The following is a 13,225-nucleotide window of genomic DNA, read 5'->3' as shown; positions in this document are numbered from 1 at the left end:
TCACTCGGTCAACGGCCATTGCGCAAGCGGCCAATACACGCCCTTGCGCGATTCATACAGGGCGAAGTGCCGCGCGGCCAGGAAGAACTCCGGCGCCGTGGCGGCCTCCGGCGGCTGGCCGCGGTAGTCCCTGGACAAGGTCAGGTGCGGGCGGTACTCACGGCTCGCCGCCTCCACTCCCAATGGCAGCAGCGCCTGCTGCAGGCCATACACCAGTTGCAGCAAGGCCGGCGGCGTTTGCTGCGGCTCAAGCACCAGCGCACTGGCGCGCGGCCACACCTGCAAACGGTCGAGCAACAGGCGCGGCGCCGCAGCTGGGCGCTTGAGCGCATCGACCGCAGCGCAGATCGAGGGCAGCAAGGCGGTGTCTACATCACCGAGAAACAGCAGCGTCACATGGAAGTTGTCGGCGGGTACCGGCTTGCCAGTGCGCAAGTTCAAGCCACGCCGCCACTGGGCCAGGGCACGGCGCTGGGCATCGCTGACCGGCAACGCGAAAAACAGCCGTTTGAAGGGGGCGCCACTGGGGCGAACGTCCTGAACCATGTGATCTCCTTGACATGAAACGTTTGCGCAAGCGCTAGGCCATTACACCTAAGTCGCGCGGTAGTCACGTAACAATAAGTACAAACTGCTCCCATGATTGTTTATGCTGGCCAGCTTATGCCATGGCGCATGGCCATTTTTCGACAAGTAAACGTCCATGAAAATTGCACTCGTACTCCTCTTTGTTCTGTCGATCGCCTATGTTCACCTACGCGGTCGCGTTCGCCACAAGCTGACTCGTCAGCTGGGCGACCACTCCAGCTTCCTGGCCCCGGTCAACAGTTTCCTCTACCTGTTTTCCAAGCACCCGGCCAAGCCCTACTTGCCGGTCGAGGCCTTCCCCGAACTGCAACCGCTGCAGGACCACTGGCAGGAAATCCGTGCCGAGGCGCAGCAGTTGCTCCACGTCGGTGAAATCAAGAAATCCGAGAACTACGATGACGTCGGTTTCAACTCATTCTTCAAGACCGGTTGGAAGCGCTTCTACCTGAAGTGGTACGGCGAAAGCCACCCTTCGGCCATGACCCTGTGCCCACGCACCACCGAACTGCTGCAAGGCATCGGCACGGTCAAGGCTGCGATGTTCGCCACCTTGCCACCGGGCGCCAAGCTGGTGCGCCACCGCGACCCGTACGCCGGCTCCTACCGCTACCACCTGGGCCTGGACACGCCGAACGATGACGGTTGCTATATCGACGTGGACGGCGAGAAGTACTCGTGGCGCGACGGTGAGGGCGTGATCTTCGACGAAACCTACATCCATTACGCGGCCAACACCACCGACCACAACCGCATCATCCTGTTCTGCGATGTCGAGCGCCCGCTCAAGTACCGCTGGGCAACGGCGTTCAACCGCTGGTTCAGCCGCAACGTGATGGCAGCCGCCGCCGCGCCCAACGATGCCAACGACAAGACCGGTGGCATCAACCGGCTATTCACCCGCATCTACAAGATCCGCGAACGCGGCAAGGCGCTGAAAAAGCGCAATCGCATGCGCTACTACCTGGAAAAATGGGCAGTGGTGGCGGCACTGGTGCTGGTGTTCATCTACATCTGATTCAGCGCTGCCTGTGCCGTCGGTACAGGCAGCAGATGCCCTCGCCTTTTTCGACTAGCCTGAAAGCTCCACTCGCAACCACCCCAAGGTGAAGACGATGAGCATGATGGACTGGGACGCCTACCGTAAGCAGTTGATGGCCGGCATCGGCGATCTCAAGCAGTTGTCTCCCGACACCGTGGCCGGCTACATGACCGCCAGCGGTGCGGGCGCCAAGACCAACCACCTGGACGCCAAGACCCGCGAACTGATCTCCCTCGCGGTGGCCGTAACCACCCGTTGTGACGGCTGCATCGCCGTGCATTCGCAGCAGGCAGTGAAACACGGCGCCAGCCGCGAAGAGATTGCCGAGGCCCTTGGCGTAGCGGTGGCGATGAACGCCGGCGCCGCATTGGTGTACTCGGCACGCGCCATGGACGCAGTGGGCAAGGCCAACGGCTGACCCCGCGTGGCGTCGCCGCCCTTGCGCGACGGCGCCGCGCCACCCAGACTTGGCGGTCCAGCCATTGCAGGAACCACCATGATCCACATCCGCCCCATGACGCCCGAGGACTTCGAGCGTTTCTGGCCCACCTTCCAGGCCATTGTCCAGGCCCGTGAAACCTACGCCTTCGACCCTGCCCTGAACTTCGACCAGGCCCGCCAGTTGTGGCTGGAGATGCCCCTTCGCACCTGGGTAGCAGAGCGCGACGGTGAGCTGTTGGGTTCCTACTACCTCAAAGCCAATGCTGCCGGCCCCGGGGCCCACGTAGGCAACTGCGGTTACATGGTCTGCGAGGCCGCGCGTGGCCGTGGTGTGGCCCGGATGATGTGCGAGCATTCGCAAAAGCTGGCGCGCCAGGAGGGGTTTCTGGCGCTGCAGTTCAATTCGGTCGTGGCCAGCAACGAAGTGGCCGTGGCGCTGTGGCACAAGCTCGGTTTCGAAACGGTCGGCCGCCTGCCCAAGGCTTTCCGGCATGCCCGGCTGGGCTTGGTGGATTGCCTGGTGATGTACAAGTGGCTGGCGGATGAGCCAGTGGTGGAAAAACCGCCACTGCTGATCGGGCGCAAGAACATCGAGGCTCGCGTGTCGCGCCGCCGGGGGCGTTAGCCGACGGTAGGAGCAGCCTTGCGCTGCGAAGAGGCCAGCGCCTGCATCATGCTGGTCATCGCCTGAACTGGCCCCTTCGCAGCGCAAGGCTGCTCCTACACAAACCGCGGTGTTGGCAAATCGCTGCTTAGAACGCCAAGCCGACCTTGAAGCCAAACTCATCACGCTTGAGTTTGGTGTTGTCCGCCACGGGCGAATCGCCATCCAGCTTGTACTCGGTGCGCGTGTAGTACACCCCCGCCTGTACCGGCATGCCGCCCTGCTGGTTCATCAGCAAGGTGACCTCGGCATAGGGGTTGGTGCGGTCCTTCAGGTCCACGGTGTCACTGCCGAAATCATCCACCTTCAGGCGCGCACGGCCATCGAGGGTGTGGCGCGCGCCCACCTCCACGCGCAGGGTCGACGCATCGAACTGGTGGTTGTAACCCAAGGCCGCCTTGGCGAAGGGCGACTTGACCGTGAGTTTAGTGTCCAGGTCGTTGATCTCGGGCTCGAAGCGCGACCAGCTGTAGCCGCCGCCCACGGTCACATCGACAAAGTTGCGCGCGTCCAGCGCCGCACGCCAGCCGAGGTCGAGATCGGCCTGGGCTTCCTTGAGTTTGTTGTCATTCTTCTTGCCGTACTTGGCCTCGGCACCGATCTGGTAGATGAAGCCGGATTCGGCGGTCATCTTGTTGCCGAAGGTGGCGAATACACCGCCCTGCCCCAAGTGTTCCTTGTCGGTTTCGCTGCCGCCTTCGAATTTGAAGTCGTTATAGGCACCCAGCAGGCCGAGGGTGAACAGCGGGTCGGTACTGGGCGCGGCGGTGGCGGCTAAAGGCGAAGCGATCAAGGCGAGCAGGCAAGTGTGACGCAACAGGTGACGAGCGGACATGCGTGAAGTCTCCATGACGTGAAAACAGTGATAACGAGCGGTTCGAGAGACACGCTTTGGAGAAAGTTCGAAAAAATTCATTGAGAGCGAATGCCTTGGGCTATGCAGCGCCATACACCCCTCCAAATCCCCATTGCTGGCCACCCAATTTAAGTTATAAGATAACGTTTCATTTGACACCCATTCCTACCAGCGACCTTCCATGACTAGCGCCAGCGCCACCCCCACCCTGCTTACCCAGCGCCTGCAGAGCATCGATGCCCTGCGCGGCCTGGTCATCCTGTTCATGCTCCTGGACCACGTCCGCGAGACCTTCTTTCTGCACCGCCAGGTCAGCGACCCGATGGCCATCGACGTCACCGACCCGTCGTTGTTCTTCAGCCGTACCCTGGCCCACCTATGCGCGCCGGTGTTTGTCCTGTTGACTGGCCTTTCGGCCTGGCTGTATGGCGAGAAGTACCAGGGCCGTAGCGATGTCTCGGCCTTTCTGTTCAAACGTGGGCTGTTCCTCGTGGCACTGGAGTTCACCCTGGTCAACTTCGCCTGGACCTTCCAACTACCCCCCAGCGTGATCTACCTGCAAGTGATCTGGGCCATCGGCGTGAGCATGATCGCCCTGTCGCTGCTGGTGTGGTTGCCACGGGCAGCGCTGATCGCCCTGGGTGCAATCATCGTCGCCGGGCACAACCTGCTCGACAGCCTGCACTTCGGCGCTGAGTCGGCCCTGCACGTGCCGTGGGCAATCCTGCACGACCGTGGCTGGCTGGCATTCTCCGACCACCTGCGCCTGCGCACGTCGTACCCCGTGCTGCCCTGGATAGGCGTCATCGCCTTGGGCTACGGCCTTGGCCCCTGGTTCGCCCGTGGCAGCGACGCAGGCCAACGCCAGCACCGCCTGCTGCTGGCCGGGGTGATCGCACTGCTTGGTTTTGTCGTGCTGCGCATGCTCAACGGCTACGGCGAGGCACCCTGGAGCGGGTACCCGACGTTGACGCAAACGCTGATGAGCTTCTTCAACATCACCAAGTATCCGCCGTCCTTGCTGTTCCTGGCCCTCACCCTGGGCTGTGGCCTGCTGCTGTTGCGCGCCTTCGAGCGTGCCGGCCAGGCCCGCTGGATCAACGCCCTGGCGGTTTACGGCGCAGCACCGATGTTTTTCTACCTGCTGCACCTGTATGTGCTGAAGCTGCTTTACCTGGCCTGCGTCGCGCTGTTCGGCCACAACCAGGGGGATTACTTTGGCTTCGACGGCATCGGCGCCGTGTGGCTGGGCGCCGCCTTGCTCGCCGTGTCTCTGTACCTGCCGGTACGTAGCTTCGCCCGGCTGAAGGCGCGTCGGCGTGACATCACCTGGCTCAAGTACTTCTGAAAAGCGTTTTCACCCGGCTGCCTGATGGTCTACCATGCCGGCCGCCGGTTTCCACCACGGAATTAATAGGGAATCCCAAGCCCGCTAACGCGGGCCAAACGGAACTGCCCCCGCAACTGTAGGTGCCGAGCCTGCTCCATCGATGCCACTGGATAACCTTGTCCGGGAAGGCTGGAGCTGGGCCATGACGCACCAGTCAGGAGACCTGCCGGCGCAAAAACACCAACCGGCGGGGTGTCCGGGATGGCCATCTCCACCCTTTTCTGGGTGCTGCCCCCTGCCGCGTGCACGAGGCTCGGCGATGCCTGTCCATGCGTTCATTCCGTGAACCCTTCGATAGGAGATCGTCCCCTCATGCTGCCTCGTCTTGCCGCTTTGATCGCCGGCCTCGGCCTCACCAGCCTGGCCCAGGCTGCCGCCACCCACTACCCGCTCACGGTCGACAACTGCGGCATGCCGCAGACCTTCGCCCACGCGCCCGAGCGTGCAGTGACCATTGGCCAGGCCGGCACCGAGATGCTCTACGCACTGGGGCTGGGCGACAAACTGGCCGGCACCTCGCTGTGGTTCAACAACGTACTGCCCGAGTACAAGGCGCTGAACGACAAGGTCGAGCGCCTGGCCGACAACGACCCCAGTTTCGAGGCGGTGGTCGGCAAGCGTCCGCAACTGGTGGCCGTACAGTTTGAATGGATGGTCGGCGCTCAAGGGGTGGTCGGCACCCGCGAGCAGTTCGACGAGCTGAAGATCCCGACCTACTTGCTGCCGTCGGACTGCGAAGGCAAGGACAACCTGGTGGGCGCCGACGGCACCCGCCTGCAGGCGTTCCAGGTCGAGAGCATCTACAAGAGCGTCAACCAGCTGGCCGAAATCTTCGATGTGCAAGACCGCGGCGCCGCGTTGAACGCCGACCTCAAGGGCCGCCTGGACAGCGCCAAGGCGCACTTGGCTGGCAAGGATTTGTCGAACACCTCGGCACTGTTCTGGTTCTCTAGCGCCGACTTGGATATCGACCCCTACGTCGCCGGCCGCCAAGGGGTGGCTGACTTCATGCTGCGTACGCTGGGGGTGCGCAATGTGGTCGAGTCCACCGAAGAATGGCCGACCGTGGGTTGGGAAACCCTGGCCAAGGCCAACCCGACCTGGTTGATCATCGCCCGTATGGACCGCCGCCGCTTCCCGGCAGACGACTACCAGAAAAAACTCGAATTCCTGCGCAACGACCCGGTTACCCGCAACATGGACGCGGTGAAGAACGACCGCATCATCGTCCTCGACGCCGATGCGATGCAGGCCGGCATCCGCCTGTTCCGCGGCCTGCAGACGCTGTCGACGGCGTTCGCCAGCGGTAAAGCAGCCCAGTGATGAGCCGCCTGTTGCCCTACAGCGCCCTGGCCCTGGCAGCCCTGTGTGTCGCGCTGGTGGCCGGCACGGCGATCGGCGAGAGCAACCTGGCGCCGAACGTGGTCTACCAAGTGCTGGCCAATCACCTGTGGCAGGCCGGTTACCCGGTCGACCCCATCGATGCCGGTATCGTCTGGAACTACCGCCTGACCCGCACCCTGGTCGCCGCCGCCTGTGGCGCCGGGCTGGCCACGTGTGGCGTGATCCTGCAGGCGCTGCTGCGCAACCCGCTGGCCGAGCCCTACCTGTTGGGGTTGTCGGCCGGTGCCTCGACCGGCGCGGTGATGGTAGGCCTGCTGGGGCTGGGCAGCGTCGCCCTGAGCATGTCCGGGGGCGCCTTCATCGGCGCGTTGGCGGCGTTTGCGCTGGTGCTGGTGCTGGCCCGCGCCGCCGGGCCGAGCAGCAACAACGCCCAGGTGATACTCGCCGGCATCGCTGGCTCGCAACTGTTCACTGCGCTGACCGCGTTCCTCATCACCAAGTCGGCCACCGCCGAGCAGGCGCGCGGCATTCTGTTCTGGCTGCTGGGCAACCTCAGTGGCGTGCGCTGGCCGTCCGTGTGGCTGGCCCTGCCCGTGGCACTGTTCGGGCTGGTGGTGTGCCTGTGGCATCGCCGCGCGCTGGATGCCTTTACCTTCGGCGCCGACTCGGCCGCGTCGCTGGGGATCCCGGTGCGGCGCACCCAGTTGTTGCTGATCAGTTGTGCCGCGCTGGTGACGGCGGTGATGGTGTCCATCGTCGGCGCCATCGGTTTTGTCGGGCTGGTCATCCCCCACGCCCTGCGCCTGCTGCTGGGGCCCGGGCATAGCCGCCTGCTGCCGGCCAGTGCGCTGGGCGGCGCGCTGTTCCTGATCAGCGCCGATATCTTGTCGCGCACGCTGATCCCAGGCCAGGTGATCCCGGTGGGCGTGGTGACCGCGCTGATCGGCGCGCCAGTGTTCGCGCTGATTCTGGTCAGCAGAAGGGGGCGCCCATGACCGTCATGGCCAACGTGAAGATTGCCCCCCTAGCCTGCCAGGGCTTAGGGCTGCAGTTGGGCGGCAACCCTGTACTGCGCGACATCGAGCTAACCGTTATCCCCGGCGAAACGCTGGGCATCGTCGGCCCTAACGGCTCGGGCAAGTCGACTTTGCTCAAACTGCTGGCGGGCCTGCGCAAGCCTGACAGTGGCTGTGTCGAGCTGCTGGGCGAGCCGCTCACGCAACTGCCACGCCGGCGCATTGCCCAGGCTCTGGCGCTGGTCGAGCAGCAAGCGGATACCGCTGACGCCATCAGCGTGTACGACGCCGTTGCCCTGGGCCGCACGCCCTGGCTGTCGGCCCTGGCGCCGTTCAGCAAAGCAGACCGCGCCATCGTCGAACAGGCCTTGGCCGACCTGGATGCCCTGCACCTGCGCAAGCGGCTTTGGCATTCGCTTTCAGGTGGCGAACGCCAACGCGTGCACATTGCCCGCGCCCTGGCGCAACGCCCCCAGGTGCTGTTGCTCGACGAGCCGACCAACCACCTGGACATCCAGCACCAGCTGAGCCTGTTGCAACAGGTGCAGGGGCTGCCGGTTACCACGCTGGTGGCCCTGCATGATCTCAACCAGGCGCTGACCTGCGACCGCCTCGCGGTGCTCGACAAAGGCTGCCTTGTCGCCCTCGGCAAGCCGCTCGACGTCCTCACCCCAGAGCGCCTGCTGAGCACCTTCGGCGTACACGCCCACTACCTTACCGACCCCTTCGACGGCGCACGCATTCTGCGTTTTCGCGCCCCCTGAACCAGGAAGTTCCCACCATGCTGTTGCGCCCTGTCGCCCTGCTGCTCGCCAGCACCCTGTTTGCCCCTGCCGCGCTGGCAGACGTGCATGAAGTGAAGATGCTCAACCGCGGTACGCAGGGCGCGATGGTCTACGAGCCGGACCACTTGCGCATCGCACCCGGCGATACCGTGCGCTTTGTGCCGACCATGAGTGGGCACAACGCAGCCAGTGTGCCGGGGCTGCTGCCGCAGGGCGCTGAGGCGTTCAAGAGCAAGCTCAACCAGCCCTACGAGCACACCTTCAACGTACCCGGCATGTACGGTATCCAGTGCATTCCGCACCTGGCGATGGGCATGGTGATGGTGATCCAGGTGGGTGACGCGGCGCCGGCCACAGTGCCTGCCAGCCTGCCTGCACGGGCGAAAACCCGCTTCGAAGCGCAACTGCAGAAGCTGGGGGCCGGGCAATGAGCCGGCTGTTGCTGGCCCTGCCTCTGCTCGGGCTTTCCCCGCTCGCATTGGCTGACTCCGCTCAGTCCCAGAGCAACGGTTTGGTAGAAGACGCCAGCTGGAGCATCCTCAACCGCAGCGTGTTCGACCAGCGCGACTACAAGCATGGCGGGCGCAACAGCAGTGCGCGCAATGCCTACAAGCCGCGCGACGAACGTAGCGGCAAAGCTGAAGAATGGGCCTACGGTTTGATGGGCACCTTGCAGTCTGGCTTTACCCAAGGCCTGATCGGCGTCGGTGTCGATGCCCACGCTTATCTGGGCGTACAGCTCGACAGCGGCGGTGGCCGTGCCGGCAAGGCGCGCTTGCTGGGCATCGACAACGACGGGCACCCGAAAAACGAATACAGCCGAGCAGGCGCAGCCTTGAAGATGCGGGTGTCGAACACGGTGCTGTCCTACGGCGAGCAGCGGGTGAAAACCCCGGTATTCAGTTCGTCCGACAGCCGCTTGCTGCCCGAGACCGCGACGGGGTTTTTCCTCACCAGCAACGAGATCGACACGCTTCGGCTGGTAGCCGGCCACTTCAATGAAAACGCGGATCGCAACGCTTCAAGCCACGATCAAGGGTTCGTGGTGAACTATTCCAATGGCCGCCAGGGCAATGCCTTCGATCTGGCCGGCGTGGCCTGGAACCCCGGCGCGGCCTTCAGCGGCAGCCTGTATACCTCGCGCTACGAGGACAGCTGGAACCAGCACTACCTGGGCAGCACCCTGACCCACGCACTGGATGACCGGCGCAGCTTGAGCCTGGACCTCAACCTGTACCGCACCACCGACACCGGCAAGGCGCTGTCCGGGCGCATCGACAACACCACCTGGAGCCTGGTGTCGCGTTACAACCAGGGGCCGCACGGGTTCAGCCTGGGCTGGCAGCAGGTAGACGGCAATACACCGTTCGACTATGTGACGCGGGGCGCGATCTATATCGCCAACGCTGTGCAGATGTCGGACTTCAACGCACCGAACGAGAAGTCATGGCAGGCGCGCTATGACCTGAACATGGGCGCCTACGGTGTGCCCGGGTTGAACCTGACGGCGCTGTACGTGCGCGGGTTCGATATCGATGGCACGCATGTCGACCCCACCGGCGGCTACGCGTACCTGGGGTATGGCAAGGGTGGCAAGCACTGGGAGCGCGACCTGGAAGCGCGCTATGTGGTGCAGAGTGGCAAGGCCAAGGGCACCACGTTCTCGGTACGGCATAACGCGCACCGGGGTAACACGGCGCAGGCGGAACTGGATGGTGACCAGATCCGCCTGGCAGTCGAGTGGCCGCTGGGCGGCGGGTTCTGATCATCGTTCAGAGACCAAGCTTCGCGCCAACGTGCCGGTGACGGGCTGCGCAGCAGCCCCCCGGTTCAAGACGCTGCCGCGGATGGCGGCTGCAAGCCCCATTCGGCTTTTTCCTGCGAGGTCATCGCAGCAAGCACTTCCATAAACGTCTGCTCCATTTCTGAGCTGACATTGCCAAACGCCTTGTAGTTGGTCAGCAGGTAGCGCTTCACCGTATTGGGCCAACGCCCTTCCTTGTGCGCCGCATTGATGATGCCCTTGGCGTCGTGGCGCGTGGCACCCCGCCACAAATCCATCAGCCTGTTTTCGAAGTGGCCGAACGACCACGGGTCTCTGCGGTCTTCGAATTCGTCCAGCAGTTTGAGCTTGTACAGGGCCATGTGTGGCATCGGTGAGTCTCCCTTGGGGGCGTTGGGTAAGCCTTGAGGGAGACGGTAAGCAAGCAGGTACGTTATGGAAATGAACGCGTTGAACACTTCACAACAACAGCTGTAGGGGGTTTCTGACCGATTACGGCGACGTCATGCCAGCGTCAGCTGCATATGGGTGGTCTGCCAGACGGGGTCCTGCTCCACATCGATCACCACGAACCCCTGTCGCTCCCAGAAGGCAATCGCGCCCGGCAGGAACGGGTGGGTGTGCAGGTACAGGCATTCGACACCCGCCTGTTCAGCCGCACCGCGCAAGGCGGCGAACAAGGCGGCGGCGAGGCCATGGCGTCGATAGGCCGGCAACACGAACAAGCGCACTACCTCGACCACGCACACCCGCTGATAGTCGAGTTGTGCGAAGCGATGGTCATAGGGCACATAGCCGATCACGGCCACCAAACGGCCCTGATCGCGGGCTTCGAGAAACACGCCTTCGCCGTCCAGGTAAGTCTCGGCGAAGCGAGCCAAGTCAGGGGGCAACGGTGCGTCGGCAAGCTGCGGGAAAAGTTCGCGGCGGGCGCCGTCGACAAAAACGACCACCTCGTCGATGGCGTCACGCGGGACGGGTTGGATGATCCAATTCGGCATGTGGGCTACAGGCAATGAGTCGAGGGCAAAGGTTCTACCCCAGCGCGCCGCCCCTGGCAAATTCTGGGCTCATCGCGATCAAGACACCGGTATAATCGCAGGCCTAGACCGCCCAACCAGGCCACCCCATGCCCCGCCTCCAGACGTTGCTACTGCCCCTGCTACTGATCACCGCCCTCGCCGCCTGCGACCAGCATCCCTCCCGCGAAGCGCAGATCCTGGCCAAGCTGCCGCTGCAGGACGCCTATGAGCACAACATCGACCGCATGGCGTCGTTGCTGGCCCCAGCCCACCCGCAGGTGCCCGAGGCGCGCATCCGTGAGGTGCTGCGCAAACACCTGACGGTCGAAGACCAGCGCCAGGATTTGTTCAAGCTCTACAGCGAAAAGAATTTCAGCGACGCTGAATTCGCCAGCATCGTCGACGCCATGCAAGACCCGGCCAAGGCCCGCGCACTTGAAGAGACAGCGGCCGGCAAGCGCCTGAGCGAAAAACTGACCGCGCTGATGCGCGAAACCGCCCGCGACACCCAGGTGCAGGCATTGGCCGAGCAGCGCATGCAGCAGGTCGAAGATGAGCTGGCTGAACTGGAAAAAGCAGGTTCCTGATCGACGTAACACACCGCCGCGGCGACAATAACGCACTACACCTACAAGCAGCAGGGTTACTCCCTTTTCGTACCAGTGAGGTCAGGATTGCCACACCCCAAGCACGGATTGCGCCTGGATTTACGCTCGCTCATTCTGATTCTCTGTGCCCTCACCGCGCTGCTGATGCTGTGCGCCAGTTATTTCGCCAGCTACCGGGTTCAGCGTCAGTTGCTGATCGACCACGCCCTGGAGGCCAACCGGGTGTACGCGGCGAAGCTGGCGTCGATCACCGAGACCTTCATCGCCAGTGCCTTGCAGCAGTTGTCGTTCAGTGCCGGCGTACAAGCCCACCAGTTGGCTGATGCCGCCGCGCTGCAGGCGGAGACCGACCGCGTGCTGCACCAGGGCCTGGCCTTCAACTCGACGTTCGTAGTCGATGCCGACGGGATCCTGCGGGCAATCTCCCCTGCCTCATTGCGCCACTACCTCAATACCAAGGTGCAGTCGCCCGGGGTTCAGGAGGCCTTGCAAGGGCGCAAGGCGCTGGTGTCGACGCCCTACCTGTCCGCCGCCAACAACCTGGTGGTGGCACTGTCGCAGCCGATCTTCGATGCCAATGGGCGTTACCTGGGCTACGTCGGTGGCAGCCTGTACCTGCGCGAGCGCAACATCCTCAACAGCCTGCTGGGCGAGCACTTCTACAAGGACGGCTCGTATCTCTATGTGGTCGACCGCAACCGCCGCCTGCTCTATCACCCGGACAACCAGCGAGTGGGCACGGTGGTGGAAGGCAACCCGCTGATCGATCAACTGGCGACCCTGGACAGCGGCACCCGCCAGCTGACCAACAGCCAGGGCGTGGAAATGCTGGCAGGGTTTGCCACGGTGCCGAGCGCTGGCTGGGGTGTAGTGGCGCAGCAACCGTTGGCGCAGACCGTGGCGCCCTTGAGCCACCTTGTGCTCAACGTTATCGGCACCTCGGCGCCGCTGGCGCTGGTGGGCAGCCTGGTGCTGTGGTGGCTGGCGATGACCATCGCTCGGCCACTCTGGCAATTGGCGGCCGGGGCCAGGTCGATGGACCGCTCAGGCACCGCCGAGCGCCTGCATCGGGTGCCGGCCTGGTACTTCGAGGCGGCTGAGCTCAAGCGTGCGCTGCTGTTCGGGCTCAACCTGCTGCAAGAGCGCATCGGCCGGCTTAACCGCGATGCCCAGACCGACCCACTGACCGGGCTGGGCAACCGCCGCAACCTGGAATTCAGCCTGTCGTTGTTGGAAGCCGAAGGGCGGGCTTTTTCGGCCATCGTGCTCGATATCGACCACTTCAAACGGGTAAACGACGGCCATGGGCATGAGGTGGGCGATCAGGTACTGCAGCGGCTGGCCGAGCTGATGCGCCGCTGTTGCCGAGAGGGCGACCTGCTTTGCCGCACCGGTGGCGAGGAGTTTCTCATGCTGCTGCCGGGGGCAAGCCTGGCGGTTGCGGCAGCAGTGGCAGAACGGCTACGGGTAACGGTGCAGGATACGCCGGTGGAACCCGTGGGCGCGGTGACGATCTCGCTGGGGGTGGCGCATTGGCCGGGCGGCGCAGGCAGCGAGCCTGGCGATGCATTGAGCGAGGCGGACCGGGCGCTGTACGCGGCCAAACAGAATGGGCGCAATCGTGTGTGTGTCGCGCGAGTTCAGCCCTGAGACCCGCGCAAACCTTCACTGCCAGGCCCTTCGCAAAAG

Annotated in this window: 15 protein-coding genes and 1 riboswitch; of the genes, 11 read left to right on the top strand and 4 right to left on the bottom strand. The window is 63.9% G+C overall.

Annotated features, from left to right (window positions below; translation table 11 throughout):
• Complete coding sequence (thpR, locus tag ACMCNM_RS11890; RefSeq protein ID WP_085273273.1) at positions 1-546, bottom strand: RNA 2',3'-cyclic phosphodiesterase; 546 nt, start codon at positions 544-546, stop codon at positions 1-3.
• 157 nt (positions 547-703) lie between these two features.
• Here thpR and lpxO point away from each other — a divergent pair, with 157 nt between their 5' ends.
• From lpxO to ACMCNM_RS11875, 3 genes are all read left to right on the top strand, one after another.
• Positions 704-1,603, top strand: a complete 900-nt coding sequence (lpxO, locus tag ACMCNM_RS11885) for a lipid A hydroxylase LpxO (RefSeq protein WP_027593830.1) — start codon at positions 704-706, stop codon at positions 1,601-1,603.
• A 97-nt stretch (positions 1,604-1,700) separates the two neighbouring features.
• Positions 1,701-2,045 carry a carboxymuconolactone decarboxylase family protein gene (locus tag ACMCNM_RS11880; RefSeq protein ID WP_013973174.1) on the top strand — a complete coding sequence of 115 codons (345 nt, stop codon included), beginning with the start codon at positions 1,701-1,703 and terminating at the stop codon, positions 2,043-2,045.
• Positions 2,046-2,123: 78 nt separating this feature from the next.
• Complete coding sequence (locus ACMCNM_RS11875) at positions 2,124-2,693, top strand: N-acetyltransferase family protein (protein ID WP_412764401.1); 570 nt, start codon at positions 2,124-2,126, stop codon at positions 2,691-2,693.
• A gap of 127 nt (positions 2,694-2,820) precedes the next feature.
• Here the strand turns inward: ACMCNM_RS11875 and ACMCNM_RS11870 are convergent, their stop codons facing one another.
• Positions 2,821-3,567: an outer membrane beta-barrel protein gene (locus ACMCNM_RS11870; RefSeq protein ID WP_099453547.1), complete on the bottom strand. Its 747-nt coding sequence runs from the start codon at positions 3,565-3,567 to the stop codon at positions 2,821-2,823.
• A 202-nt stretch (positions 3,568-3,769) separates the two neighbouring features.
• Here ACMCNM_RS11870 and ACMCNM_RS11865 point away from each other — a divergent pair, with 202 nt between their 5' ends.
• The 6 genes from ACMCNM_RS11865 to ACMCNM_RS11840 all read left to right on the top strand — a co-directional run bounded on the left by ACMCNM_RS11865 (position 3,770) and on the right by ACMCNM_RS11840 (position 9,888).
• Positions 3,770-4,936, top strand: coding sequence for a DUF1624 domain-containing protein (locus tag ACMCNM_RS11865; RefSeq protein ID WP_186678765.1), 1,167 nt, complete (start codon positions 3,770-3,772; stop codon positions 4,934-4,936).
• A 28-nt stretch (positions 4,937-4,964) separates the two neighbouring features.
• Positions 4,965-5,164, top strand: a riboswitch (cobalamin riboswitch).
• A gap of 126 nt (positions 5,165-5,290) precedes the next feature.
• Complete coding sequence (locus ACMCNM_RS11860) at positions 5,291-6,301, top strand: ABC transporter substrate-binding protein (protein WP_275750403.1); 1,011 nt, start codon at positions 5,291-5,293, stop codon at positions 6,299-6,301.
• Positions 6,301-7,317 (top strand): FecCD family ABC transporter permease, encoded by a 1,017-nt coding sequence (locus ACMCNM_RS11855; protein WP_027593836.1) that lies wholly within the window; start codon positions 6,301-6,303, stop codon positions 7,315-7,317. The genes ACMCNM_RS11860 and ACMCNM_RS11855 overlap by 1 nt, the downstream gene beginning before the upstream one ends.
• Positions 7,318-7,322: 5 nt before the next feature.
• Positions 7,323-8,102 (top strand): ABC transporter ATP-binding protein, encoded by a 780-nt coding sequence (locus ACMCNM_RS11850; protein ID WP_412765916.1) that lies wholly within the window; start codon positions 7,323-7,325, stop codon positions 8,100-8,102.
• Positions 8,103-8,119: 17 nt separating this feature from the next.
• Positions 8,120-8,554: a pseudoazurin gene (locus ACMCNM_RS11845; RefSeq protein WP_186678769.1), complete on the top strand. Its 435-nt coding sequence runs from the start codon at positions 8,120-8,122 to the stop codon at positions 8,552-8,554.
• The gene (locus tag ACMCNM_RS11840) at positions 8,551-9,888 is read left to right on the top strand and encodes an OprD family porin (RefSeq protein WP_186678771.1); all 1,338 of its coding nucleotides are present in this window, start codon (positions 8,551-8,553) and stop codon (positions 9,886-9,888) included. Before ACMCNM_RS11845 ends, ACMCNM_RS11840 begins: the two co-directional genes overlap by 4 nt.
• 65 nt (positions 9,889-9,953) lie before the next feature.
• Here the strand turns inward: ACMCNM_RS11840 and ACMCNM_RS11835 are convergent, their stop codons facing one another.
• Together ACMCNM_RS11835 and ACMCNM_RS11830 are read right to left on the bottom strand one after the other, a co-directional pair.
• Positions 9,954-10,277 (bottom strand): hypothetical protein, encoded by a 324-nt coding sequence (locus tag ACMCNM_RS11835; protein WP_412764400.1) that lies wholly within the window; start codon positions 10,275-10,277, stop codon positions 9,954-9,956.
• 132 nt (positions 10,278-10,409) lie between these two features.
• Positions 10,410-10,907, bottom strand: a complete 498-nt coding sequence (locus tag ACMCNM_RS11830) for a GNAT family N-acetyltransferase (RefSeq protein ID WP_412764399.1) — start codon at positions 10,905-10,907, stop codon at positions 10,410-10,412.
• A gap of 128 nt (positions 10,908-11,035) precedes the next feature.
• On the opposite strand from ACMCNM_RS11830, the gene ACMCNM_RS11825 reads away from it, so the two are divergent.
• A complete protein-coding gene (locus ACMCNM_RS11825) occupies positions 11,036-11,515 on the top strand; it encodes a hypothetical protein (RefSeq protein WP_412764398.1) in 480 nt (159 codons plus the stop codon).
• 87 nt (positions 11,516-11,602) lie between these two features.
• Entirely contained in the window at positions 11,603-13,186 is a 1,584-nt protein-coding gene (locus ACMCNM_RS11820; RefSeq protein ID WP_412764397.1) for a diguanylate cyclase, read from the top strand.
• Positions 13,187-13,225 lie beyond the last annotated feature (39 nt).

It is taken from the genome of Pseudomonas sp. NGC7, assembly GCF_047159675.1.
GTDB classification, from domain to species: Bacteria; Pseudomonadota; Gammaproteobacteria; order Pseudomonadales; family Pseudomonadaceae; genus Aquipseudomonas; species Aquipseudomonas kermanshahensis.
This window is presented reverse-complemented; position numbering and strand designations above follow the sequence as displayed.

Excerpts from the sequence above, each read along its gene's own strand:
- thpR (WP_085273273.1), bottom strand. The coding sequence starts at position 546 with ATGGTTCAGGACGTTCGCCCCAGTGGCGCCCCCTTCAAACGGCTGTTT.
- lpxO (WP_027593830.1), top strand. The coding sequence starts at position 704 with ATGAAAATTGCACTCGTACTCCTCTTTGTTCTGTCGATCGCCTATGTT.
- ACMCNM_RS11880 (WP_013973174.1), top strand. The coding sequence starts at position 1,701 with ATGAGCATGATGGACTGGGACGCCTACCGTAAGCAGTTGATGGCCGGC.
- ACMCNM_RS11875 (WP_412764401.1), top strand. The coding sequence starts at position 2,124 with ATGATCCACATCCGCCCCATGACGCCCGAGGACTTCGAGCGTTTCTGG.
- ACMCNM_RS11870 (WP_099453547.1), bottom strand. The coding sequence starts at position 3,567 with ATGTCCGCTCGTCACCTGTTGCGTCACACTTGCCTGCTCGCCTTGATC.
- ACMCNM_RS11865 (WP_186678765.1), top strand. The coding sequence starts at position 3,770 with ATGACTAGCGCCAGCGCCACCCCCACCCTGCTTACCCAGCGCCTGCAG.
- ACMCNM_RS11860 (WP_275750403.1), top strand. The coding sequence starts at position 5,291 with ATGCTGCCTCGTCTTGCCGCTTTGATCGCCGGCCTCGGCCTCACCAGC.
- ACMCNM_RS11855 (WP_027593836.1), top strand. The coding sequence starts at position 6,301 with ATGAGCCGCCTGTTGCCCTACAGCGCCCTGGCCCTGGCAGCCCTGTGT.
- ACMCNM_RS11850 (WP_412765916.1), top strand. The coding sequence starts at position 7,323 with ATGGCCAACGTGAAGATTGCCCCCCTAGCCTGCCAGGGCTTAGGGCTG.
- ACMCNM_RS11845 (WP_186678769.1), top strand. The coding sequence starts at position 8,120 with ATGCTGTTGCGCCCTGTCGCCCTGCTGCTCGCCAGCACCCTGTTTGCC.
- ACMCNM_RS11840 (WP_186678771.1), top strand. The coding sequence starts at position 8,551 with ATGAGCCGGCTGTTGCTGGCCCTGCCTCTGCTCGGGCTTTCCCCGCTC.
- ACMCNM_RS11835 (WP_412764400.1), bottom strand. The coding sequence starts at position 10,277 with ATGCCACACATGGCCCTGTACAAGCTCAAACTGCTGGACGAATTCGAA.
- ACMCNM_RS11830 (WP_412764399.1), bottom strand. The coding sequence starts at position 10,907 with ATGCCGAATTGGATCATCCAACCCGTCCCGCGTGACGCCATCGACGAG.
- ACMCNM_RS11825 (WP_412764398.1), top strand. The coding sequence starts at position 11,036 with ATGCCCCGCCTCCAGACGTTGCTACTGCCCCTGCTACTGATCACCGCC.